The organism is Corynebacterium sp., assembly GCF_030535495.1.
Taxonomy (GTDB): domain Bacteria; phylum Actinomycetota; class Actinomycetes; order Mycobacteriales; family Mycobacteriaceae; genus Corynebacterium.
This window is the reverse complement of the sequence record NZ_JAUNRW010000008.1, coordinates 14544-36553: the sequence shown is the minus strand read 5'-3', so window position 1 is coordinate 36553 and position 22010 is coordinate 14544. Positions and strand designations below refer to the sequence as shown.

The 22010-nt window shown below is 66.9% G+C and carries 21 protein-coding genes and 1 pseudogene; 15 read left to right on the top strand and 7 right to left on the bottom strand.

Annotated elements, in window-relative coordinates; translation table 11 throughout:
• Nucleotides 1-60: 60 nt before the first annotated feature.
• The 6 genes from Q4F73_RS02220 to Q4F73_RS02195 all read left to right on the top strand — a co-directional run bounded on the left by Q4F73_RS02220 (nucleotide 61) and on the right by Q4F73_RS02195 (nucleotide 5680).
• Entirely contained in the window at nucleotides 61-1368 is a 1308-nt protein-coding gene (locus Q4F73_RS02220; protein WP_303357715.1) for an HNH endonuclease signature motif containing protein, read from the top strand.
• Nucleotides 1369-1408: 40 nt separating this feature from the next.
• Nucleotides 1409-2215: a MerR family transcriptional regulator gene (locus Q4F73_RS02215; protein WP_303357714.1), complete on the top strand. Its 807-nt coding sequence runs from the start codon at nucleotides 1409-1411 to the stop codon at nucleotides 2213-2215.
• Nucleotides 2215-3093 (top strand): ABC transporter ATP-binding protein, encoded by an 879-nt coding sequence (locus Q4F73_RS02210; protein WP_303357713.1) that lies wholly within the window; start codon nucleotides 2215-2217, stop codon nucleotides 3091-3093. Before Q4F73_RS02215 ends, Q4F73_RS02210 begins: the two co-directional genes overlap by 1 nt.
• On the top strand, nucleotides 3090-4664 hold the full coding sequence (locus Q4F73_RS02205) for a hypothetical protein (RefSeq protein WP_303357712.1): 1575 nt from the start codon (nucleotides 3090-3092) through the stop codon (nucleotides 4662-4664). Before Q4F73_RS02210 ends, Q4F73_RS02205 begins: the two co-directional genes overlap by 4 nt.
• Nucleotides 4665-4674: 10 nt before the next feature.
• Nucleotides 4675-5193, top strand: coding sequence for an SRPBCC domain-containing protein (locus tag Q4F73_RS02200; RefSeq protein ID WP_303357711.1), 519 nt, complete (start codon nucleotides 4675-4677; stop codon nucleotides 5191-5193).
• 139 nt (nucleotides 5194-5332) lie between these two features.
• Complete coding sequence (locus tag Q4F73_RS02195) at nucleotides 5333-5680, top strand: Rieske (2Fe-2S) protein (RefSeq protein ID WP_303357724.1); 348 nt, start codon at nucleotides 5333-5335, stop codon at nucleotides 5678-5680.
• On the opposite strand, the gene Q4F73_RS02190 is transcribed toward Q4F73_RS02195, so the two are convergent.
• The gene (locus tag Q4F73_RS02190) at nucleotides 5664-6722 is read right to left on the bottom strand and encodes an NADH:flavin oxidoreductase/NADH oxidase (protein ID WP_303357710.1); all 1059 of its coding nucleotides are present in this window, start codon (nucleotides 6720-6722) and stop codon (nucleotides 5664-5666) included. The genes Q4F73_RS02195 and Q4F73_RS02190 overlap by 17 nt on opposite strands.
• Nucleotides 6723-6746: 24 nt before the next feature.
• On the opposite strand from Q4F73_RS02190, the gene Q4F73_RS02185 reads away from it, so the two are divergent.
• Complete coding sequence (locus Q4F73_RS02185) at nucleotides 6747-7730, top strand: bile acid:sodium symporter family protein (protein ID WP_303357709.1); 984 nt, start codon at nucleotides 6747-6749, stop codon at nucleotides 7728-7730.
• A 26-nt stretch (nucleotides 7731-7756) separates the two neighbouring features.
• The gene (locus Q4F73_RS02180; RefSeq protein ID WP_303357708.1) at nucleotides 7757-8077 is read left to right on the top strand and encodes a hypothetical protein; all 321 of its coding nucleotides are present in this window, start codon (nucleotides 7757-7759) and stop codon (nucleotides 8075-8077) included.
• On the opposite strand, the gene Q4F73_RS02175 is transcribed toward Q4F73_RS02180, so the two are convergent.
• From Q4F73_RS02175 to Q4F73_RS02160, 4 genes are read right to left on the bottom strand one after another with little or no spacing between them, the layout of a single operon-like run.
• The gene (locus tag Q4F73_RS02175; protein ID WP_303357707.1) at nucleotides 8074-8415 is read right to left on the bottom strand and encodes a branched-chain amino acid transporter permease; all 342 of its coding nucleotides are present in this window, start codon (nucleotides 8413-8415) and stop codon (nucleotides 8074-8076) included. The two genes, Q4F73_RS02180 and Q4F73_RS02175, sit on opposite strands and share 4 nt — an antisense overlap.
• Nucleotides 8415-9098 (bottom strand): AzlC family ABC transporter permease, encoded by a 684-nt coding sequence (locus Q4F73_RS02170; RefSeq protein ID WP_303357706.1) that lies wholly within the window; start codon nucleotides 9096-9098, stop codon nucleotides 8415-8417. The genes Q4F73_RS02175 and Q4F73_RS02170 overlap by 1 nt, the downstream gene beginning before the upstream one ends.
• Complete coding sequence (locus Q4F73_RS02165) at nucleotides 9098-9703, bottom strand: YqgE/AlgH family protein (RefSeq protein WP_303357705.1); 606 nt, start codon at nucleotides 9701-9703, stop codon at nucleotides 9098-9100. The genes Q4F73_RS02170 and Q4F73_RS02165 overlap by 1 nt, the downstream gene beginning before the upstream one ends.
• Nucleotides 9704-9719: 16 nt before the next feature.
• Nucleotides 9720-11183, bottom strand: a complete 1464-nt coding sequence (locus Q4F73_RS02160) for a CCA tRNA nucleotidyltransferase (protein ID WP_303357704.1) — start codon at nucleotides 11181-11183, stop codon at nucleotides 9720-9722.
• Between the two features lie 194 nt (nucleotides 11184-11377).
• Here Q4F73_RS02160 and Q4F73_RS02155 point away from each other — a divergent pair.
• From Q4F73_RS02155 to Q4F73_RS02125, 7 genes and pseudogenes are all read left to right on the top strand, one after another.
• Nucleotides 11378-11905 (top strand): annotated as a pseudogene (locus Q4F73_RS02155) (NUDIX hydrolase); the annotation flags it as partial.
• On the top strand, nucleotides 11902-14256 hold the full coding sequence (locus Q4F73_RS02150) for a hypothetical protein (protein WP_303357703.1): 2355 nt from the start codon (nucleotides 11902-11904) through the stop codon (nucleotides 14254-14256). The pseudogene Q4F73_RS02155 and the gene Q4F73_RS02150, both read left to right, overlap by 4 nt.
• 12 nt (nucleotides 14257-14268) lie before the next feature.
• The gene (locus Q4F73_RS02145) at nucleotides 14269-17310 is read left to right on the top strand and encodes a murein biosynthesis integral membrane protein MurJ (RefSeq protein WP_303357702.1); all 3042 of its coding nucleotides are present in this window, start codon (nucleotides 14269-14271) and stop codon (nucleotides 17308-17310) included.
• A gap of 84 nt (nucleotides 17311-17394) precedes the next feature.
• Nucleotides 17395-17955 (top strand): RNA polymerase sigma factor, encoded by a 561-nt coding sequence (locus Q4F73_RS02140; protein ID WP_303357701.1) that lies wholly within the window; start codon nucleotides 17395-17397, stop codon nucleotides 17953-17955.
• 56 nt (nucleotides 17956-18011) lie between these two features.
• Nucleotides 18012-18932: a thioredoxin-disulfide reductase gene (gene trxB / locus Q4F73_RS02135; protein WP_303357700.1), complete on the top strand. Its 921-nt coding sequence runs from the start codon at nucleotides 18012-18014 to the stop codon at nucleotides 18930-18932.
• A 33-nt stretch (nucleotides 18933-18965) separates the two neighbouring features.
• Complete coding sequence (gene trxA, locus Q4F73_RS02130; protein WP_303357699.1) at nucleotides 18966-19289, top strand: thioredoxin; 324 nt, start codon at nucleotides 18966-18968, stop codon at nucleotides 19287-19289.
• An 88-nt stretch (nucleotides 19290-19377) separates the two neighbouring features.
• Nucleotides 19378-20547 (top strand): N-acetylmuramoyl-L-alanine amidase, encoded by a 1170-nt coding sequence (locus tag Q4F73_RS02125; RefSeq protein WP_303357698.1) that lies wholly within the window; start codon nucleotides 19378-19380, stop codon nucleotides 20545-20547.
• Here Q4F73_RS02125 and Q4F73_RS02120 read toward each other — a convergent pair.
• Entirely contained in the window at nucleotides 20544-21203 is a 660-nt protein-coding gene (locus tag Q4F73_RS02120) for a hypothetical protein (RefSeq protein ID WP_303357697.1), read from the bottom strand. The genes Q4F73_RS02125 and Q4F73_RS02120 overlap by 4 nt on opposite strands.
• 3 nt (nucleotides 21204-21206) lie before the next feature.
• On the bottom strand, nucleotides 21207-22010 hold an 804-nt coding region (locus Q4F73_RS02115; protein ID WP_303357696.1), incomplete at its 5' end, for a ParB/RepB/Spo0J family partition protein.

Genomic DNA, 22010 nt, shown 5'->3' with positions numbered 1-22010 from the left:
GTTCGTATATGTGTTCTATAGTGGGATACGAACAGAGTTTCGGATCGGGAAGGGGGCATCATGGACACCATCGAGTTCAACCTGGACTCCGCGGTCGAGCGCGAGCTGGCCAAGTTGCTCGGCCCGAAGAAGTACTACGCCGTCAGCTCACCCTTCGAACGTGAATCCATCGCCGGCCGCCGAATCCGACAGAGTGACTACGAGCTGTGGCAGTCCCTCCTCCCCGAAATGGAGGATGACTTTCAGCTGGTCATCGCCAACCTCAAGCGGCTCATGGGCAAAGGGGAGGGGTATCTCAGCTCCGCCTTGTACGCGCACCTGCGGATCACCGAGATGCCGAAGCTCAAGGCACTGCAGGAGAGAATGTTCCATCTCGACCTGGAGCGTCTCAAGGCAATTGATTCGGTGATGTCGAAGGTGGATGCCTCCGACACCGAGGTGCTGGCGATCATCGATACTGAACTGAGCGACTACCTCACCCCCACCCGGGCCAACCAGCTGTTGCCCAGCGCCAATCAGATCCGGAAGAAGCTCAACGCCATCATTCAGTCGTTGGATGATTCCGTTTCCGCCGATGACTCACCCCCCAGGGATGAACGGGACGACTTCAGCGTCGAATTCCGGGAGGGCGAGGCCTTCGTCAACTCCCGCATGGATCCGGTCGAGGGCAAGAAGATCGACAAGCGGGTGCGCAAGTACGCCAAGCAACACAACATCTCTCAGGTGGAGGCCTTGCAGCGGCTCATCGCGGGGGAGGGGACCACCAACATCGAACTCAACGTCTATCGAGCCCACGATGTCGTGGGCGCCCCGGGATGGATCCCGGGAATCGGGTACATCCCCGCCGAGCAGGCGGAACAACTCGCAGAGGACGCGGTGGTGGTCCGTGACATGGATGAGCTCTACGACAAGGTCGCCCATTCGTACCAGACCCCCGACGACATCCGCTCCGTGGTGATCGGATGGGACGGCACCTGCTCAGACCCCTACTGCGAGGCGCACGAAGAGCGCACTCAGATGGACCATCGCATTGACTACAAGGATGGCGGCCCGACAACCGCGGCCAACCTGAGCGCGAAGTGCCCTCCGCACCACAATGTGAAGACCGACGGTCGTTCCTTCTACCTCATCGACCCGCACACGAGGGACAAGTACATACTCTATGAGGACGGTCGCTGGGTTCTGGTGGAGGCCACAGGTCCACTCACCCCGAAGGAGAGACACTGGGTGCAGACGGTGGGGCAGAGGAACGAGAATCGCCGCGACCGCATCCGCCAGGAATCCCAGCAGAAGCGGGAACAGGAACTCAAGGACCATCCTCCCGCCCCACCTCCTCCACCCCCGGAAGATGATCCTCCGCCGTTCTGATCGTTGACAGTGACGCTACGTAACAGTGCATCCTGGAGACATGAAGATCAAAGAGCTCGCCGACCTCGTCGGCACGACACCTCGGGCGATCCGCCATTACCACCATGAGGGCCTGCTTGACGTGCCCGGCAATTCCGGGATCAGGAACTACTCGCTCGACCATGCCGTGCGGCTGGTACGCATTCGTCACTTGACGGAATCCGGGTTAGCCCTGGGCACCATCCGCGAACTGGTACGTGATCCTGATCTGAGCCTCGAGGACGAGCTTCAGCTGGCAGAGGAGGCCATCGATGCACAGATCGCCGACCTGCAGCGACAGAAGATTCGCCTCCGGGAGCTGCAACGCTCCTCGGACGAGGATCCACTGCCGTACACCGTTCCGGAGAAGCTGGCATGGTTCTACGGTGAGATCGATAAGCGCCTCCACGAGGAGGCCCGCCCCTACTTTGAGCGCGAGAAGCGTGCGATGGAAGTGGCTCTCCGAATACCCTTCGCCAAACAGCTTGTCGACGACTGGCTGAAGGACGTTTCGCCGGAACGCGTCGACGCGAGCGTGGAGGTCTACCACTTTTTCGCGCGGCTGCCCGATATGGATCCCGTCGACGCAGAGCACGAATACGACGCGCACCTGAAGCGACTGCGTGAGGTGTTCGGGCCGACGTGGGGCATCAGCCACCGCGACTGGCGGGGGATTGTTCGGCCCGTCCTCATGGCGCCCAGCGTTCTGACACTACTCACCAGCGCGTACTCCCATCCCAACCAGAAGACCTTCATCAAGCGCATCCTGGAACAGGCTGTAGAGATCTTTGAGAACAATGTTTCACGTGAAACCAAGGAGTTTAACTAATGAACGCGGTCATCGAAGCACGCAACCTCGGCAAGACCTTCGGATCGTTCAGGGCACTGGACAACTTCAACCTGTCCGTGGAGCGGGGAAGCATTCACGGGTTCCTCGGACCCAACGGCTCCGGCAAGTCCACGACGATCCGTATCCTCCTGGGAGTCCTGCACGCCACGTCCGGGTCCGCCACCGTGTTGGGTAAGGATCCGCGGCGGCAACCTGAGATCCTCAAACGGGTCGGATACATACCGGGTGATGTTTCTCTCTGGCCGTCGCTGACAGGGCGGGAGGTGTTCCGGGCCTTGGAGTCACTACGGGGCCGGCCCATCGACCGCCAGAGAGAAGAGGAACTGATAGAGGCGTTCCACCTGGATCCCGACAAGAAGACCCGCGAGTATTCAACCGGAAATCGCCGCAAAGTGAGCCTGGTTGCCGCGCTGTCCGTAGGGGCGGAGGTGCTCATCCTCGATGAGCCCACTGCTGGCCTGGATCCCCTCATGGAGCAGGTCTTCGTGGAGCAGATCCGGAACGAGCAGGAACGGGGAGCAACAGTCATGCTCTCCAGTCACATCATGAGCGAGGTGGAGAAGCTCTGCGATCACGTGACCATCATCCGTGAAGGACAGACAGCGGAGTCGGGCAGCGTCGAAACTCTCCGACACCTCTCGGCCCACGAGATCACCGCGCGTGTTTCACGTGAAACTCCGGAACTCACAGCAATCGAGGGAGCCACCTTCGATGGCAGTCGATTCCACGCCACCGTGTCACGAGAAGCCGTGCCAGACGTCCTGCGACTCGTCCTCGACGCCGGGGGAGAGGACATCACCTCCGCCCCGGCCAGCATCGAGGACGTGTTTCTCCAGCACTACGGAGCACAGCGATGATTGCCCTCAATCTCCGACTGCGGAAGACCTTCATCCTCATCTGGTGCCTGTCGTTGTGGGCCTTTCTGGCGGTCTTCCCGCCCGCCTACGAGAACTACTACCCGACCCCCGAGGACCGCCAGTCCTTCCTACTGGGCATGCAACAGAACGCCGGTATGGTCGCCATGTGGGGACCGCTCGAAGCCCCGCCCACCCTCGGTCAGATCGTCATGTGGGAGGCGGGCTCCATGATGATCATTCTCGGCTCCGTCATGTCTGTCCTTCTCGTGGTGGGTCTGCACCGCAGGTCCGAAACACTGGGACTCACCGAGCTGCAATTGGCCACCGGAATCAGGCGCCGTGCACCTGCCACCGCCGCCGTCGCTACCACCGCCCTCGTCAGTGTGCTCCTCGGGGCGGGCAGCGCAGCCGTCCTCGCCGCCTCGGGCACCTACGTGGAGCAAATGCCGGTGGAAGGCGCTCTAGCCTCCGGTGTTGTCATCGCTCTCACCACGATGGGATCAGCACTGCTTGCCCAGCTGGTTCTCCTCTTCGTCGCCGACCCGTCCGCTCTCACTCGGGTTGGCCTGATGAGCGTCGCTGCCGCTTTCGTCCTCCGCTCGATAGCCGATTCCGAGGATCTGGCCTGGCTCAACTGGCTTTCTCCCCTGGGATGGAAGACCGTGGTGCATCCCTATGTCAACGACGACTGGGCAGCCGCGGGCGGCCTCGCACTGATCTGTGCCATCGTGGCCGGTATAGTCCTTGCAGCCGAGAAATACCGGGAGTACGGCCGGGCGCTCGTCAGGCTCCCTCGTGTGGCTCCCACCCGAACCCGAAGCGTCCGCGGACCACTCCACCTGGCCACCGTGCTCAACCGGGGGACAGTTCTCACCTGGACGCTGGTCATCGCCGGACTCACGGCCTTCTTCATCGCCCTCACCGGCTCGCTCAGTGAATGGATGGCTGCCGAGGAGAACGTCGGGCGGATCTTTGACGAGATTTTCGGCGACGGTGACATGAAGGCGGAGTTCATCGGCTACATCCTCAAACTGACGGGCATCCTCATGGCCGCGATGGGGGTGCAGGTCGCCATCACGCACCGCACAGGGGAGATAGAGAGGACCGTCGACCTCCAACGATCCACGGGCCTGCGCCGATGGATTCCGCTGGCCACGACCTCGACCCTCAGCCTGGGAGGCATCGTCCTCGCCACCATTGGGGCTCTCGCAGGCGGTGCGCTGGGCCTCTGGACGCAGGAGACCACGGTCGCCGCGGACTACGACACCCTCATCCCAGCAACTCTGTCCCAGTTCGCACCGGCCCTCCTCCTCGCCGCCCTCGCGGTAGCCATTATCGGCTGGGCCCCGCGGTACACGCACGTCGCCTGGGCCCCGGTCGCCGCCTCCGCCATACTCACCCTCTTCGGGCCCGTGTTCGGTGCGCCGGAGTGGCTCATTGAGCTTTCCCCGTTCGAATATGTGGTGACGCCGAATGGGGGATCCTGGGTCCCGCACCTAGCCATGGCGGGTGCCTCCGCTGTTGTGCTGGGACTGGGGTGGTGGGGTTCGCAGCGGCGGGAAATTCGCTAGTCTCGGGACCATGAGCGACAAATTCGAGAAGGGCACCGGCCGCAGCATCGACGCCTGGATGGAGTACGTGAAGGACCACGGGGACCCACAGGAGCTCTCCCATCAGGAGCTCGCGGCACTCGCCTCCCGCGGTGGTGCCTCCGACTGGTGGGCGCAGGGAATCGCAGTCGAGATCGAGCGCATCATCGGCCGGCGTCAGGTGGGTCAGACGGTGAGCGGATCCGTCAACGCGGGCGCCAGCAAGACCGTTCCGGGGGAGTGGACGGAGGTCTTCGAGGCGTTCGTGTCCTTCATGGAGGACAAAGAGCTTATCGACGAACCGCGTATCTCCGCCACCGAGAAATGGCGCTACTGGCGGGCCTCCCTGGAGGACGGTTCGGAGATCGCCATCGACTGCTCGGACGTCAAGGGAAAGACGCGACTGAGCGTCAAACACGACAAGCTGCCGTCGATGGACGACCGGGAGAAGATGAAGTCTTTCTGGCGAGCCACCCTGGCAGAGTTCGCCGACACATTAAAAGCACAGTGACGTAATTAACCCGCATTTCCCGGCGTGACAGTTACGTCACTTCCACTGTGACGTTGCCCGACACTTAACCAAAGCAATGATGGATCCCCCCAATTTTTGGCATACTGAATGTATGCCTGAATTCTCCTGCAACCGTCGCATGTTCCTGCTCGGCACCGCCACCACTTTCGCCGGCGCCTTCCTGGCTGCGTGTGGCAGCGAACCTTCCGTCGAGATCGCTGCGGCGGACGTTCCCGTCGGTAGTGCCACCATCTACGACGGTTTCATCATCGCCCAGCCGACCGAGGGCTCCTACGTCGCATACTCGCAGACCTGCCCGCACCAGCGCAACCCCATCACCGAGGTCGAGGGAGACACCGTGCGGTGTACCCACCACGACTCCGTCTTCAACATCGCGGACGGATCGGTGGTCTCCGGTGTCGCCCGTGATCCGCTCACACCAGCGACGGTGGAGCGGGACGGCGACACTCTCAGCGTCTCGGGGTAGCCCGCCAGTAGGAGTCGGGGTAGGGGATTTCATTCTCCTGGGCCGCACGTAGCGGCCAGGACGCGTCCCGCAGACCGGCGCGCCCGATGAGTACGGCATCCGCACGACCCTGCTCGAGGATCGACGCCGCCTGCTCGGGTTCGGTGATCATCCCGACGGCAGCGGTCGGCATGCCGGTCCGCCGTTTGATCTCCTCCGCGAACTCGACCTGGTAGCCAGGGCCGACGGGGATGACCGCCTGTGCTGCCCCTCCGGTGGAGACGTCGATGAGGTCGACGCCGTCGTCGATAAGCAACGAGACCAGACGCACCGACTGCTCCAGATCCCAGGCGCCCTCGATCCAGTCCGTGGCGGAGAGGCGAACCAGCAGTGGCATGCCCTCCGGCAGGACCTGGCGCACGGAGCGCACGACCGCGCGGAGCAGGCGGGTGCGGTTATCGAAGCTGCCTCCCCAGTCATCGGTGCGGTGATTGGCCAGGGGAGTGAGGAACTGGTGCAGCAGGTAGCCGTGCGCGCCGTGGATCTCGACGGTGTCGAAACCCGCGCGCACCGCCCGAATAGCCGCCGCCGCGAAGAGACCGGGAAGTGCCTCGATCTCCGCCTCACTCATCGCCCGGGGCACGTCGAGTCCCTCCTGCGGCACGGGGGAGGGGGCGACGGTGGGCCAGCCGTCGTCGATCAGCGTTCCCTGCTGCGCACCCGGCAGCCACGGCGCGGTGGAGGCCTTGCGGCCAGCGTGGTTGAGTTGGATTGCCATCGCCGCGCCCTGCGCATGGACGAAAGAGACGATGCGCGCCCAGGCGGCCGCCTGTTCGTCGTTCCACAGACCGGTGCATGCGGGGGAGATGCGGCCCTCGGGCACGACTCCGCTCGCCTCGGCGATGATGAGCCCGAAGCCACCGGCAGCCCGCGCGCCGTAGTGCACGAGGTGCCAGTCCTCCGGCATGCCGTCGGTGGCGTGGTACTGACACATCGGGGGGAGCCAGATGCGGTTGCGCACCTCGAGATCCCGGAGCCGGACAGGTGTGAAGAGTGGGTTCATGGCACCTATCGTAAACTCCAGGGCATGCTGTCCCTTCTCAAGCGGACTGATCCGCTCATCCTGCTTATCATCGCCGCGGTGGTGGTGGCGATCATCGTGCCTGCCCGGGGTGACTTCGCCGAGTGGTTCGCCACGGCGACCAACATCGCCATCGCGCTGCTCTTCTTCCTCTACGGCGCCCGCCTGTCGACGCAGGAGGCGGTGAAGGGTCTGCTGCACTGGCGGCTGCACCTGCTCATCCTGGCGTTCACGTTCCTGGTGTTCCCCGTCATCGGAGTCCTGCTGCGGCCGCTGAGCGGTCTCATCGGAGAGGGTATGTATCTGGGTATCCTCTTCATGACGCTGGTGCCCTCCACGGTGCAGTCCTCGGTCGCGTTCACCTCCATCGCGAAGGGCAACTACGCTGGCGCCATCGTCGCGGCCAGCGCCTCCAACCTGGCGGGAGTGTTCCTCACGCCTCTGCTGGTCATGCTGCTCATGTCCGCGGAAGGCACCATCCACGTGGACACGCAGGTGTTCATCGACATCGCCGTCCTCCTGCTCCTGCCCTTCGTGCTCGGTCAGGTACTGCGGACATGGGTCAAGGGGATCGCGGCGAACAAAGGAACCAAGATCGTCGACCGCGGATCCATCACCATGGTCGTGTACTCCGCGTTCTCCGCGGGCATGGTGGCCGGCGTCTGGTCGCAGGTGTCGGTGGGGCAGATCATCTTCCTCATCGTCTTCTCCATCGCCCTGGTGGCGGCCATGCTGTGGCTCACCCGTTTCGCCGCGCAGCGCCTGGGCTTCGACGACCAGGACATGAAGGCGATCCAGTTCTGCGGCACGAAGAAGTCACTGGCCACGGGCCTGCCGATGGCCTCGGTCATCTTCGGCGGTGCGAGCATCGGCCTGCTCATCCTTCCGCTGATGATCTTCCACCAGGTTCAGCTGATGATGTGCTCCTGGCTGGCCGCCCGTTACGCGCGCCAGGCCCCGCCCCGCACGCCCGTGGTCCTCGAGTCATAATTGCTTTTCGACGCCCGCCCCCTACGATGTTTCACGTGAAACCACTACACGTACGCATCGAGATGACCATCCCGGGGGCGGGTTCCGTGATTCATGTGGCGGAGCTCGCCCCACTCGACGAGCAGACCTGCTCCATGATCCGCATCATCGAACTCGACCCCTCCGAGACCATCCGCGGCGCCGCCACGCAGGACACCTCGGCCGGCCTGGCCCAGGCTCCCAACCCCGTGGTCCCGCATCCGGACACCTACGCCGACTTCCCCGACATCAACCATTCCGAGCTCAGCCGCGAGGAGTTTGAGGGACTGTGGGCGGAGGCTGTGGCCACCTTCCCGGAGATCTCCTAGAGCAGGACGTTGACCAGCAGCATGTAGGCGGACGTCCCGCCGAGGATCGACAGGCCGGAATCCCGCTTCCAGGCGTGGAGCCCGAGGGTGACCGCGACCCCGGCCAGCGCGGCCGGTACCCCGCCGGGGGCTCCCTGCTGGCCGAAGAGCGTGTACACCACGAGCACCACCATCACGCCGACCGGCATCATCCGGCCGAGCAGGGCGAAGAACTGGTTGCCCTTGAGCGCCGCGACGAAGGCGAAGGGCAGCCAGCGCAATCCGACGGTGATCACCGCGATGGGGATCAGGACGGCGGCCACCTGCAGCAGGGTCACGCCGTCGGGGAGTCCGTACATCACACCCGCCATTCCAGAAAGCGGTCGAAGGTCGGGAAGAGGTGGCGGGCCAGCAGGAGAAGGAAGTAGGCGCTCAGCGCGATGAGCAACAGCTGGCCCGGAGCCACCAACCCCACCAGTAGCGCCAGGCCACCGGCGAGCAGGAGCAGCGAGAGATCCCGGTTGTTCCGGAACGTCTCCCACGCCAGCACCACGAACAGGGCCACCAGTGCGAACTCCATGCCCTGGATATCGGAGGGAATGACCTCGCCGACCACGGCGCCGACAATCCCCGGCAGCACCCACATCAACTGACAGAACGCCTGGATGGTGAGTGCCCGGGTCCCGCTGGACGGGGGCCGGGCGGCGGCGATGGCATAGGACTCGTCCGTCAGCGCATAAGTGGAGTACGCCCGTCCGACACCGGAACGCACGAGGTCGCGCGGAAACGTCAGGCCGTAGAAGACGTGCCGGAAGTTGACCATCAACGCGGTGATCGCCGCGGACACCGGGCCCACCCCCGTGATGACCAGGTTCATGGCCAGAAATTCCATGGATCCCGCATAGATGGCGATGGAGAAGATGGGGGTCCACCACCAGCTGAATCCGCCCTGTGACATGAGCAGGCCGAACGCCAGGCCCAGTGGAATGAGTCCGAGCGCCACCGCCCAGGAGTCACGGACACCGGCCCGCACTTCTTCCATCAGTTGTCCGCCAGGTCCGCGGGGAAGGTGGAGAACAGCGGCAGCGGGGCCTGCTGTCGGCGCATGACATCCCCCCACAGGTCGGTGCGGCCCGGGACGATGACATCGGTCGGCAGCGCCGGGGTGAGGAACCAGTCCCCGCGCTCAATCTCATCCTCCAACTGACCGGGGGCCCATTCGGCGTACCCGGCGAACAGGCGCATGCCCTCGACAAGGTCGGCGATGTCACCCGGCTCCGCACGCAGATCCACGTGCGCCAGGCGGTTGGCCAGGCGGTTGAGTTGCGGGGCCTCCTCCATATCCACCCCGGCCTTGGTCATGGCGAGACCCACGACGGACTGCTGATTGAGCGGGCCACCGATGTAGAGCGCCTGCGGCTTGGCGACGGCCGGCAGCCAGTCCGGCATGACGTTGAACACCGCCAGGTCACTGCGGGAGGCCAGGTTGACCCCGAAGGTGAGGTGCTCGTTGTGCTCGATGATGAGCACCACGGAGCGGTTGAACTCGTCGGAGAGCATTCCCGGGGCGGCGACGAGCAGCATCCCGGGCTCCGGCTCATTGCGCTCGAGGGCGTTGAAGAGACGGTCGGCGTAGAAGTCTGACATGGCGACTACCTCTCTGTTAGCTCGTGCCCTGTGACTGTTCAGCTTCCCACCACGCACGCAGTTCTGCAATTGCAGCGTCACGCTCGAGGGGGCCGCGTTCCAGACGCAGCTCCTTGAGGAATGCCCAGGCGCGGCCCACCTCCGGGCCCGGAGGCAGGTCGAGGATCTGCATGATCTCATTACCGTCGAGGTCGGGACGCACGCGTGCGAGATCCTCGCGGGCGGCGATGTCGGCGATGCGCTCCTCGAGGTGATCGTAGGTGCGCTGCAGGCGGGCGGCTTTGCGCTGGTTGCGGGTGGTGGAATCCGCACGCACCAGCTTGTGCAGGCGGGGGAGCAGCTCACCGGCGTCGGTGACGTAGCGGCGCACCGCCGAATCCGTCCACTGGCCCTCACCGAAGCCGTAGAAGCGCATGTGCAGGTAGATGAGCTGGGAGACGTCGCCGACCATCTGCTTGGAGTACTTCAGCGAGCGCATGCGCTTCCGTATCTTCTTCGCACCGACGACCTCGTGGTGGTGGAAGGTGACACGGCCGTCCTCGTTCCAGGCGCGGGTGTCGGGCTTGCCGGAGTCGTGGAGCAGCGCCGCCCACCGCAGCACCAGGTCGGGGCCGTCCTCCTCCTGGTCGATCGCCTGCCGCAGCACCTGCATGGAGTGCGCGTAGACGTCCTTGTGCTGGTTGTGCTCGTCCGCCATGTCCCGCATGGCCGGGATCTCGGGGAACACGTAACCGGCGATGCCTGTGGTGACCAGCAGATTGACACCGGTCCAGGGGGCGTCGCCGAGCATGAGTTTGTCCAACTCCACCTGGATGCGCTCCACAGTGATCCGCGAGATTTCGGAGGCCATGTCCGACATCGCGGACTTGACGCGGTCGGCCACGCCGAATCCGAGCTGCGAGACGAAACGGGCGGCGCGCAGCATCCGCAGCGGATCATCATGAAAGGAGATCTCCGGCGCGTCCGGGGTATCCAGGCGTCGGGCCGCGAGATCATCCAGCCCGCCGACGGGATCGTGGAAGCGGGCGGCGAGGTCACCGGCGTCGTCGATAAGCAGTTCCACGGCCATGGCGTTGACCTTGAAATCCCGCCTGATGAGATCGCCTTCGAGCGTGTCGCCGAACATCACCTCAGGATTGCGGGAGATGCCGTCATAGGTGTCGGAGCGGAAGGTGGTGATCTCGACCTGCTGGCCGCGGTGGGCGGCGGAGACCGTACCGAATTCGATACCCGTGTCCCACACGGTGCCCGCCCAGCCGTCGAGGATCGCGGCGATGACATCGGGACGGGCCGGCGTGGTGAAGTCGAGGTCATTGCCCAGGCGGCCGAGGATGGCGTCCCGGACGGACCCGCCCACCAGGTAGAGGGGCAGCCCGCGGTCCTGGAACTCCGCGACGAGGTCGCCGATGGGCAGGCCGGCGATGGTGCGCTCGGCCCGGGCGAGCAGGGCCAGGGGGGTCAGGGAGTCGTCCGCGTTCACAACCAGCGAGTCTACCGATCATCGCATGGGATACGATCTAGGGGATGACTGAGAATGATTCCCAGGGCCCCAAGCGTCGGCGTCGTCGCCGTTCGCGTCGTCGTGGTTCCGGAAATCAGGCGCAGCAGCAACCGGCGGGGGAGAAGCAGGAGCCGAAGAAGCGCCGCCGCCGCAATCCGCAGCGCAATCAGAAGCAGCACCGCCCGCAGTCCAACCGCATGGCCACCCGCGACGAGACGTCCGCGGGCGGTCTGGTCGTGTCCGGCCTCGCGGAGGCGGTCGCGGACAGCGGCGAGGTCGACCTCTCCCGTATCTATGTCGCGCTGATCGGTCGACTCGACCGCCGCGGCCGCCTGCTGTGGTCCATGCCCAAGGGGCATGTCGAGCCGGGGGAGGACCGTCGCTCCACCGCCGAACGCGAGGTGTGGGAGGAGACCGGGGTTTACGGTGAGACCTTCGCGGACCTCGGGGTGATCGACTACTGGTTCGTCTCCGAGGGCGTGCGCATCCACAAGACCGTGCACCACCACCTCCTCCGTTTCGTCGACGGAGACCTCAACGACGACGATCCGGAGGTCACCGAGGTCGCCTGGATCCCCGTCTCGGAGCTCATCGAGCACCTCGCCTACGCAGATGAGCGCAAGCTGGCCCGCACAGCGCATGATCTGCTGCCGGACCTGGCGCGGGAGGAGAAGGCCGCGGGAAGGGCGACTCCGCGGTGAGGCGCGCCGTGGCGGCCGGGCTCGTGCTCGCCTGCTTCTCGACGCCCGCCTTCGCCGCCCCCACCCCCTACGATCCGGAGATCGCCGAGCAGTGGGTCAATTCCCTGGCCCGCGGCTCCGAGAGCGGTGACATCAACGTCGACGTCACCCATGCCCCCGATTCCGTGCGGGAAGGGGAGGGGATGCGTGTCCGACTCACCGTCTCCAACTCCGGGGAGGAGGCCACCGCCCTCACCCTGCAGGCCCGGCGCGGTGGTGCGCTGTGGGATGTGGCGGGTGCGCGCCGCGCCCTGGCCCTCGGCGCGGACTCCTACCCGTGGGCGGGTCCGAGCCTGGACATCGAGGTCGCGGCGGGGGAGCGCCACGAGGTGACGCTGGATCTGCCACCGGAGTTCCTGCCCGCGGGTACGTTCCCGCTGCTGTTCTCGGCGGGGGAGAACACCGAGAGAATGCTGGTCACCGTGGTGGGGGACGCCGAGCAGGAGCAGCAGACCCCGGGCCTGACCGTCCTTCTGCCCGTGACCGCCCCCCTCGACATCGTCCCCGGCGAAACGGGGGAGGCCCCCGAACAGGCGCCTCTCATCCTGGGTTCGGAGTACCTGGCCGGGCAGATCGCCCCGGGGGGCCGGCTCAGTGAACTTCTCGACGTCTACGCCACCGAGGAGCGCGGCACCTGCCTGGCCGTCGATCCGGCGCTGGTGGACACGGTGTCGCGGATGTCCCGGGGATACACGGTGGCGGCGACACGCCCGTCGCTGATCAGCACGAAGCAACGCCTGCGCGACAGCTGGTTCACCGACGAGGATGCGGAATCCGCTGAGCCCGGAACCGGCGCCGACGATGCCGCCTCGTGGTTGAACCAGCTCAGCCAGGCGGGCTGCGTCGTCGCTCTGCCCTGGGCCAACGCCGACCTGGATGCCGTGGCGCGGACCGAGGATGAGTGGCTGTTCCGGGAGGCCACCCAGCGCGGCACCACGGTCCTGCGGGAGGAACTGGGGGTGGAACCCGTCCCCAACGTGGTGATCCCGCCCTCGGGGTACATCACCGAGCAGACCGCCCCGTCGCTCGCCTGGGCGGACCAGTCCGTGCCGGTCACCCAGGCGTGGGAGCAGTCCGTGGCCCAGCTGCAGCCGCAGGTGACCGGGGAGGGCGACAGCGCCCTGGAGGCCACCGCCATCCCTGACCGCTCCGGCGCACCCCTGCCGCAGCAACCGGTCCGTGTCCTCGTCGCGGACAATTCCGTCTGGGGGGTGCCGCGCCAGGGTGCGCACGCCCATCTGGCCCCCGGGGTCACCGCGCGGACGTTCTCCGCTCCACTGGGTTCGCTGCTCGCCGCCACCGGTCCCGCCCCCCGCACCACCGGCTACTCCCACCCGGACTGGCGGCTGGACTACCGCCTCGACTCCGTGGCCTCCCGCGCGATCACCGCGGGATCGGCCCTGCGCCTGGCCGTCGGGGAGCAGACCCTGCCCGCCGAGTGGGCGCAGTCGCCCGAGCCGGTCCTCGCGGTGCCGTCCCCGCTGCTCGACCCCGCCACCGCCCGCACGCTCGTCACCACCGTCACCGAGCTTTACGACGCCCGCGCCGCCCACCCCGTCCCCCTCTCCGAGGCGGTGAACGCGCCGCTACTCGACCCGGTGGGCCCCCCGGCCGTCGGCGTCACCCGTTTCGGCAGCCCGTGGACGGATCCGGCCGCGGTGAGCGACACGGAGGTGCTGCGCGCCGCCCAGCAGACCCGCTACACCGACGACCTCACGCGCATGATGGTCAACGATCCCGTCATCAACCTCACCCGCTACGGCTTCACGCTGCCGCTGCGGCGCGATGTTCTCATGGCGTTGAGCGGGACGTCGAGAAGCTCTCTGGCCACCAACCCCGAGGCGATCGAGGCCACCAGCGACCGACTCCACGGCAACCGGCAGACCCTGCAGGAGCTGCGCGGCTCCGTGGCGCTGTTCCCGCCGGGGAACGTGTACACGCGGGCGTCGGAAAGCTCCCCGCTGCTCATCGTCGCCGGAAACGGCCTGCCGCTGCCCGTGGACGCCGAGCTGGCGTACACGGGCCCGGAGGGGGCGCGGTTGTCCACGAACGGCCCGGTGCACATCCCGGCCAACGGCTCGATCACGGTGCAGCTCACCGCCGAACTGCCCGGGGACGAGGAGCAGTCACACCTGCGCCTGTGGCTGGCCACCCGGGACGGTTCGCCGATCTCCACGCCGGTGGAGATTACAGTGCAGACAAGGGCCGGTATTGTCGGCACCTACGGAATCGCCCTGCTCGTGGTGGTGGGGCTGTCTCTGGCGCTGTTGTTCCGCGTCGGTCGCCACAGGCGTCGACGCCGGCGCCCTTAGCCTGGAAAGAACATGCCCGATAATCTGCGCTCCCGTTTCGTCGCTGCTGCACCCCCGGCCCCCGTGCCGGAGCAGCGGGCGGCCCCGCCCGCCCCCGAGACGGACCGGTCCCGCCTGCGGGCCCCGGAACCCGCCATCTCCGAGGTGGCCTCCGACGCCGATGTGGTGCGGGCGGGTGGCTCCATGGCCATTGCCACGCTCATCTCCCGCATCACCGGTTTCCTCCGCAACCTGCTCATCGCCGTCACACTCGGCGGCGCGGTGGGGTCGGCGTTCAACACGGCGAACACCCTGCCGAACCTCATCACCGAGATCGTCCTCGGTGCGGTGCTCACCTCGCTGGTGGTTCCGGTGCTGGTGCGCGCCGAGAAGGAGGACGCCGACCGCGGCACCGCCTTCTTCCGGCGCCTGTTCACCCTCTCCGCGTCACTGCTGCTGGTGGTCACGGCGCTGTCACTGGTGGGAGCGCCCTTCCTCACCCGCCTCATGCTCGACGCGGACGGCGAGGTCAACGTCATCCAGTCGACGTCCTTCGCCTACCTGCTGCTGCCGCAGATCTTCTTCTACGGCATCTTCGCCCTGTTCATGGCGGTGCTCAACACCCGGGGGATCTTCAAACCGGGGGCCTGGGCGCCGGTGGCGAACAACGTCGTCTCCATCACGGTGCTCCTGCTGTACATGCTGCTGCCGGGGGAACTGGGGGAGACCGCACCGTCCGGGGTCATGGATCCGCACGTCATGCTGCTGGGCCTGGGCACCACCCTCGGTGTCATCGTGCAGGCCGCCATCATGGTGCCGTACCTGCGCCGGGCCGGCGTGGACCTGCGCCCCCTGTGGGGCATCGACGACCGCCTCAAGCAGTTCGGCGGCATGGCCGTGGCGATCGTCGCGTATGTGGCCGTCTCGCAGCTGGGCTATGTCATCACCACCCGCATCGCCTCGCTTGCCGACGCCGCCGCCCCCCTCATCTACCAGCAGCACTGGCTGCTGCTGCAGGTGCCCTACGGCATCATCGGCGTCACCCTGCTCACCGCCATCATGCCGCGACTGTCGCGCAACGCCGCCGACGGCGATGACCGCGCCGTGGTCGCCGACCTCAACCTGGCGACGAAGCTGACCTTCATCGCGCTCATCCCCATCGTGGTGTTCTTCACCGCCTTCGGGCCGGACATCGGCGTGGCCCTGTTCGCGTACCGCAACTTCGACACCGAGTCCGGCATCCTCCTCGGCCTCACCCTGTCCTTCTCCGCGTTCACGCTGCTGCCCTACGCCCTGGTGCTGCTGCACCTGCGTGTGTTCTACGCCCGGGAGGAGGCGTGGACGCCCACGTACATCATCATCGGCATCACGGCCACGAAGATCGTGCTCTCGCTGCTGGCCCCCACAGTCGCCAGCTCCCCGTCCCGGGTGGTCATCCTCCTCGGTGCGGCCAACGGTTTCGGTTTCATCGCCGGCGCCGTCATCGGTGCCCTGCTGCTGCGCCGCAAGCTCGGCCATCTGGGCACCCGTTCACAGATCCGCACCTCCACGTGGGCATTCGCAGCCTCGCTCATCGGTGTGGCGGTGGCGCTGCTGATCGACTGGATCCTGCCCTCCTTCGGCGGGCTGGGCTCTTTCGGGGTGCTCATCAGGGTGGCCGTCTCCGGCGTGGTGTTCCTCGTCGCCACCGGCATCGCCCTGAGTTTCTCCGGCCTGCCCGAGGTGCAGAACCTGGGTCGGGCCTTCGCCCGCATCCCCGGGATGTCCCGCTTCGTGCGCCCCGACACGTCCCGGGCGATCGAGGTGGGGGAGAGCAACCCGCAGGAGGTCTCCGCACACCTCACCGCACTCGACCCCTTCGCCGCCTCCCTGCCGCCGGCCCCCATGTCGGCCGGCGTGGTACGTGGCCCCCGTCTGGTGCCGGGTGCGCCGGTGTCCGACGGCCGCTTCCGCCTGCTGGCCGACCACGGCTCGGTGCCCGGCGCCCGCTTCTGGCACGCCAAGGAACTGGCGAGTGGCCGCGAGGTCGCCCTCACCTTCGTGGACACCTCCGGTAACGCCCCACTGGCGCCGGCCACACCGGCCGCCGCCGCCGGGGCCGCCGCCGAGGTGGCCCGTCGTACCCGCCGACTCACCGACGTCCCCGGCGTGGCCGGGAACCTCGAGGTGCTCGGCTACCGCAACGGTTGTCTCATCGTCGCCGACTGGGTGCCGGGTTCCCCGCTGCGGACCGTGGCCGATGGTGGGGATCTGGATCCGCAGGCCGTCGCCGCGGCGCTGGTCCCGTTGGTGGATGCGGCCGGCCGCGATCTCCCGCTGGGCCTGGACAACCACGCCCGCATCCGCATCTCCGTCGACGGCGTGGCCACCCTCGCCTTCCCCGCCGTGCTTCCCGACGCCACCGCCGAACGCGACCACACCTCCATCACCTCCATGCTCTCCCTCCTCGGGGTGGAACGCGAGGATCTGCCCGCGACGCAGGCTGAGGTCGACGAGCCCCTGGTCGTCGAGGAGGAGGAGCTGGGCCCGCTTCCCGACGCCCGCCCCGGCTTCGGTGACAAGTCCTACTCCGCCGGTTCGGTGGCTCTCATCGGCGCCCTGTCCATCGGGGCGGTCGTGCTCGTGGCGGCACTGACCACCTACCTGGTCAGTGTCGTCGGTGGGGACGGCGGCGAGGCACCGGTCAGTTCGGAGTCCATCCAGGGATCCGCCACCGAGACGACCCCGCGGCCGCTGCCGCGCGTGCTCGAGGCCACCGCCTCAGCACCGGAGATCGCCGACGGCGACACCGGGACCGTGTGGTCCGGGGAGGGTGGGGTGACCCTGCTTCTCGACGACGCGGTGGAACTGCAGAATGTCCTCCTCCGCTCCGGGGGCGGCCCGGTGGAGGTCTACGGCCTTCGCGCGGGGCAGGAGGCCGCCACCCCGGAGGGTCTGCCGCTGCTCGGCTCCGCTGACATGCGCGACGGCCGCACGACGATGACGCTGGATCGCCCGATGACCGCCGGCGGCGTGCTGCTGTGGTTCCCGGAGGCCGTCGAGGTCGCCGAGGTGCAGGTGGTGGGCGTGCGCTGATGCCCACTGTGGTGGGCAGGTTCAGCGGGCGGTGGGGGTCGTCCTGGGGTGTGATGGTGGTGTCAGCGACTTCCGGGGGGATAAGTGACACGCACCGACGGCGGCCTCGTGGCCGCATACATCGAGGGGGACCTCACCGCGTTCAGCGCCATCGTCGAACGCCACCGCGCGCGGTTGCTGTGGGTGGCGCGCCGTTACGGCCGCAACGAGGATGATGCCCACGACATCCTGCAGGAGGCCCTGTTCCGCGCCAGCTACAGTCTGCACACCTGGCGTCGGGAGTCCTCGCTGAGCACCTGGCTGCACCGCCTGGTCATGAACTCCGGCTGGGACTTCCAGAACCACCGCGTTCAGGTGGAGACCCCGATTCTGGATGACGGCACCCTGCCGCACGACGTCAACCCACTGCTGGCCGCTGATCCCATCGGCCGATCCGAGGACCTGCTGCACCTGCGTGAATCCCTGGAACGACTGCACCCGGATCAACGGCGGGCGCTGTGGCTCATCGACATCGAGGGGTACACGATCGGGCACGTCGCCCGGCAGGAGGGCGTGCGGCCCGGCACGATCAAGTCGCGCCGCAACCGCGCGCGGGAGGCCCTGCGTGCGGAGCTCGGGGAATGTTCGGTGCTGCCCGGCCGTTGAGATTCGGTGACAGCGCCTAGACTTGGCTGCGTACATTCACCCGATCAGGAGAATTCATGATTCACGACGTCGCCATCATCGGCTCCGGCCCCGCCGGTTACACCGCGGCCATCTACGCCGCCCGCGCCGAGCTCAAGCCCATCATGTTCGAGGGCTACGAGTACGGCGGATCGCTGATGAACACCACCGAGGTGGAGAACTTCCCGGGCTTCAAGGACGGCATCATGGGCCCGGATCTGATGATGGAGATGCGCAGCCAGGCCGAGCGATTCGGCACCGACATGCGCATGGAACTCGTCGACTCCGTCGAGCTGGAGGGCCCGGTCAAGCGGATCCACGTCGGTGACGAGGTGCACGAGGCCCGCACCGTGATCCTGGCGACCGGCGCCGCCCCGCGTCTGCTCGGTGTCCCGGGCGAGGATGAGCTCATGGGACGCGGTGTGTCCTCCTGCGCCACCTGCGACGGCTTCTTCTTCAAGGGCCAGGAGATCGCCGTCATCGGTGGTGGTGACTCCGCGATGGAGGAGGCGACCTTCCTGACCAAGTTCGCCGACAAGGTCACCGTGGTGCACCGTCGCGAGGAGTTCCGCGCCTCCGCGATCATGTATGAGCGTGCGAAGGCCAACGAGAAGATCGAGTGGTCCACCAACAAGGTCGTCGACCACGTCATCGAGAAGGACAACAAGGTCGGTGGCATCATGCTCCGCGACACCATCTCCGGTGAGCTGAGCGAGCTGCCGGTCGCCGCCATGTTCGTCGCCATCGGCCACGATCCGCGTTCCGAGTTCCTCGCCGGCCAGGTGGAGCTCAAGGCAGGTGGGTACGTCAAGGTCTCCGAACCGTCGACCGCCACCTCCGTTCCGGGTGTGTTCGCCTGCGGTGACCTGGTGGACGACCACTACCAGCAGGCCGTGACCGCCGCCGGCTCCGGCTGCCGGGCCGCCATCGACGCCGAGCATTTCCTGTCCGCGCTGTAGCCCCTCTTCTAAGCCCTCTGTAAGGAGAATCACATGAGCAACGTCATCGAGGTCACGCAGTCCAATTTCCGCGAGGTCGTCGTCGAGGCGGACAAGCCCGTCATCGTCGACTTCTGGGCCGAGTGGTGCGGGCCCTGCAAGAAGCTCAGCCCTGTGCTCGACGAACTCTCCGAGGAGCTCGGCGATTCGGTCACGATCGCCAAGGTCAACGTGGATGAGGAGCGCACCCTCGGCGCCATGTTCCAGATCATGTCCATCCCGGCCGTCCTGTTCTTCAAGGACGGCGAGAAGGTCGACGAGTTCATCGGCGTCCGGCCGCGCTCCCACATCATGGCGAAACTGGAACCGCTGATGTAACTGGTACTCTTAAGCACCTACAAGCAGCACCGGCCGCCTCCTGACGGCTGGGATAAGATCTGTGGCATCTGACCCTGGGAGGAGTGCCGTGACGAACACTTTTCGTGTGGGGGATCGTAGTCCACGCGTAGCGGAGGCGCGCTCCACTCTCGCCCGGCTGGGGCTCCTCTCCGGTTATGAGGGGGAGCTGTCCGACAAGTACGCGGAGAAGGACAAGCTTTTCGACGTCGCCCTGTCGGACGTCCTCAAGGCCTTCCAGCAGTCCCGCGGCATCGTGCCCTCCGGCGACATCGACGAGATGACCCTGCGCGAGCTCCGGCACGCCTCCTACAAGCTCGGATCCCGCGTCCTGTCCTACCAACCCAACAACGAGCTGGTCGGCGATGATGTCGCCAGCCTGCAGGAACAGCTGCAGCAACTGGGCTTCTACTCCCACCGCATGGACGGTCACTTCGATCGCCGGACCCACGAGGCACTGGCGAATTTCCAGCTCAACTCCGGCCTGCAGGACGACGGTATCTGTGGCCCCGAGACCCTGGCGGCCCTCAAGCTGCTCGGCCGTCGCATCACCGGCGGCAGCCCCCACGCGATCCGGGAACGGGAGCAGGTGCGCAACGCCGGCCCCATGCTCGCCGGAAAGCGGGTCGTCATCGATCCTGCCCTCGGTGGGGCCAACAAGGGCACCACGGTGTCGGGGCGGCACGGGATGATCTCCGAGGAGGAGATCATCTGGGACCTCGCCTCCCGTATCAAGGGCCGGATGATCTCGGCGGGCATGGAGACGATCATGTCGCGCCCCCGCATGGACGATCCCTCCCACACCTCACGGGCGGAGATCGCCAACGCCTTCGGCGCCGACCTCGTCCTCTCCCTCCAGTGCGACCATTACCCGAACGAGAAGGCCCACGGCGTGGCCACCTTCTACTTCGGTTCCGACACCGGCAACAGCTCCCTGACCGGTGAGACCCTCTCCGGGTTCATCCAGCGGGAGATCTGTGCACGCACCCAGTTCCAGAACTGCGGCACCCACGCACGGACGTGGGAGATTCTGCGGTTCACGCAGGCGCCGACCGTCGAACTCGTCGCCGGCTACCTCTCGAACCCGGAGGATGTCGCGCGGCTGACCGACCCCGCGATCCGGGACGCCATCGCCGAGGCGGTGGTCGTCGCCGTCAAACGCCTCTACCTCCTCGACCGCGACGACACCCCGACGGGCACCTTCAACTTCGCCGAGCTGCTGCGCGCGGAACAGGGTTAGACCCGCGCCCGGTCCAGCAGCTCCTCCACGGCGGCCACGGACAGCAGGCCGTGCTGCGGGGGCAGTTCCAGCCGCAGACGCGGCAGCACCGGATGGTCCGCCACCACCTGGAAGCCGGCGGACTCCAGCACCGCCACGGACATGAGGCCCACCTCCGAAGCTGAGCGCAGGACCGCGCCGACGGGGCCCTCGAGGAGCTCGTCGACATCGGCCCGCGAGAAGAAGTCCTGGCGCCACCCGAAGGCCTCGACGGCCGGGACCTCGGCGTCGACGAGCTGCATGATGGCGGCGTCGATAAGCACCGCCTCCAGGCCCACCCCCGCGAAACCGGGGTCGATGAACAGCGATGTGAGCACCTCCGCATCCGCGGAGACCGGGCCGGTGGGCAGCTGCGCGCACCCGGGGGCGGCGTCGCGGGAACACCACAGGACCGTGGCGACGGCCCGCACCGCGGTGCTGCGCTCGAGGGAGAGCCCGCAGCAGCCGTAGTCGAGGAGTGTGGTGGTCAGCCAGGCCTCCTTCTCGAAGGAGGGGTCACCGGAATCGTGGACGTGGGAGGCCGTCTCCGCATCGAGTTCCCAGAAGATGGAGCGGGCCGCCTGCGGATGAATGCGACCCACCGTCTCCTGGCTCAACGGGATGAGGCGCGCGTACACCGCTCAGCGACCCTCGATGAGACCGAGGATGCGCTCGAAGTCCTCCTGGTCGCCGAACTCGACGACCATGCGGCCCTTGCCGCGGCCCATGGTGACGGTGACCTTGGTGTCCCAGGTGTCCCCGAGGCGGGAGGCGGCGCTGCTGAACATCTCGGGTTGCGCAACCGGCGTCTTCTTCTTCCGCTCGGGCTCGTCGTCACCGCGGTTGAGCAGCGTCACGGCTTCCTCGGTGGCACGAACGGACAGTCCCTCGGCGACGACCCGGTCCGCCAGCTGCTCCATGCCGTCCACCTTGAGGCCCAGCAGCGCGCGGGCGTGGCCGGCGGACAGCACCCCGGCGGCGACCCGGCGCTGCACCGGCACCGGCAGGGCCAGCAGGCGGATGGTGTTGGTGATCACCGGACGGGAACGGCCCAGGCGGTCCGCCAGCTCCGACTGGGTGACGTCGAACTCCTCGAGGAGCTGCTGGTAGGCGGCCGCCTCCTCCAGCGGGTTGAGCTGGACGCGGTGGATGTTCTCCAGGAGGGCGTCGCGCAGCATGTCGCCGTCGTCGGTGCTGCGGACGATGGCGGGGATGCGGGTGAGTCCGGCCCGCCCGGCGGCCCGCCAGCGACGCTCGCCCATGACGAGTTCGTAGCCCTCGTCGATGGCGCGGACGACGATCGGCTGCATGAGCCCGAACTCGCGGATGGAGTGGACGAGCTCGCCCAGCGCCTCCTCGTCGAAGACCGAGCGCGGCTGGTGCGGGTTGGGGGTGATCTCCCCGATGGGGATCTCACGGTAGGTCGCGCCGACCTCCTGCTGGGG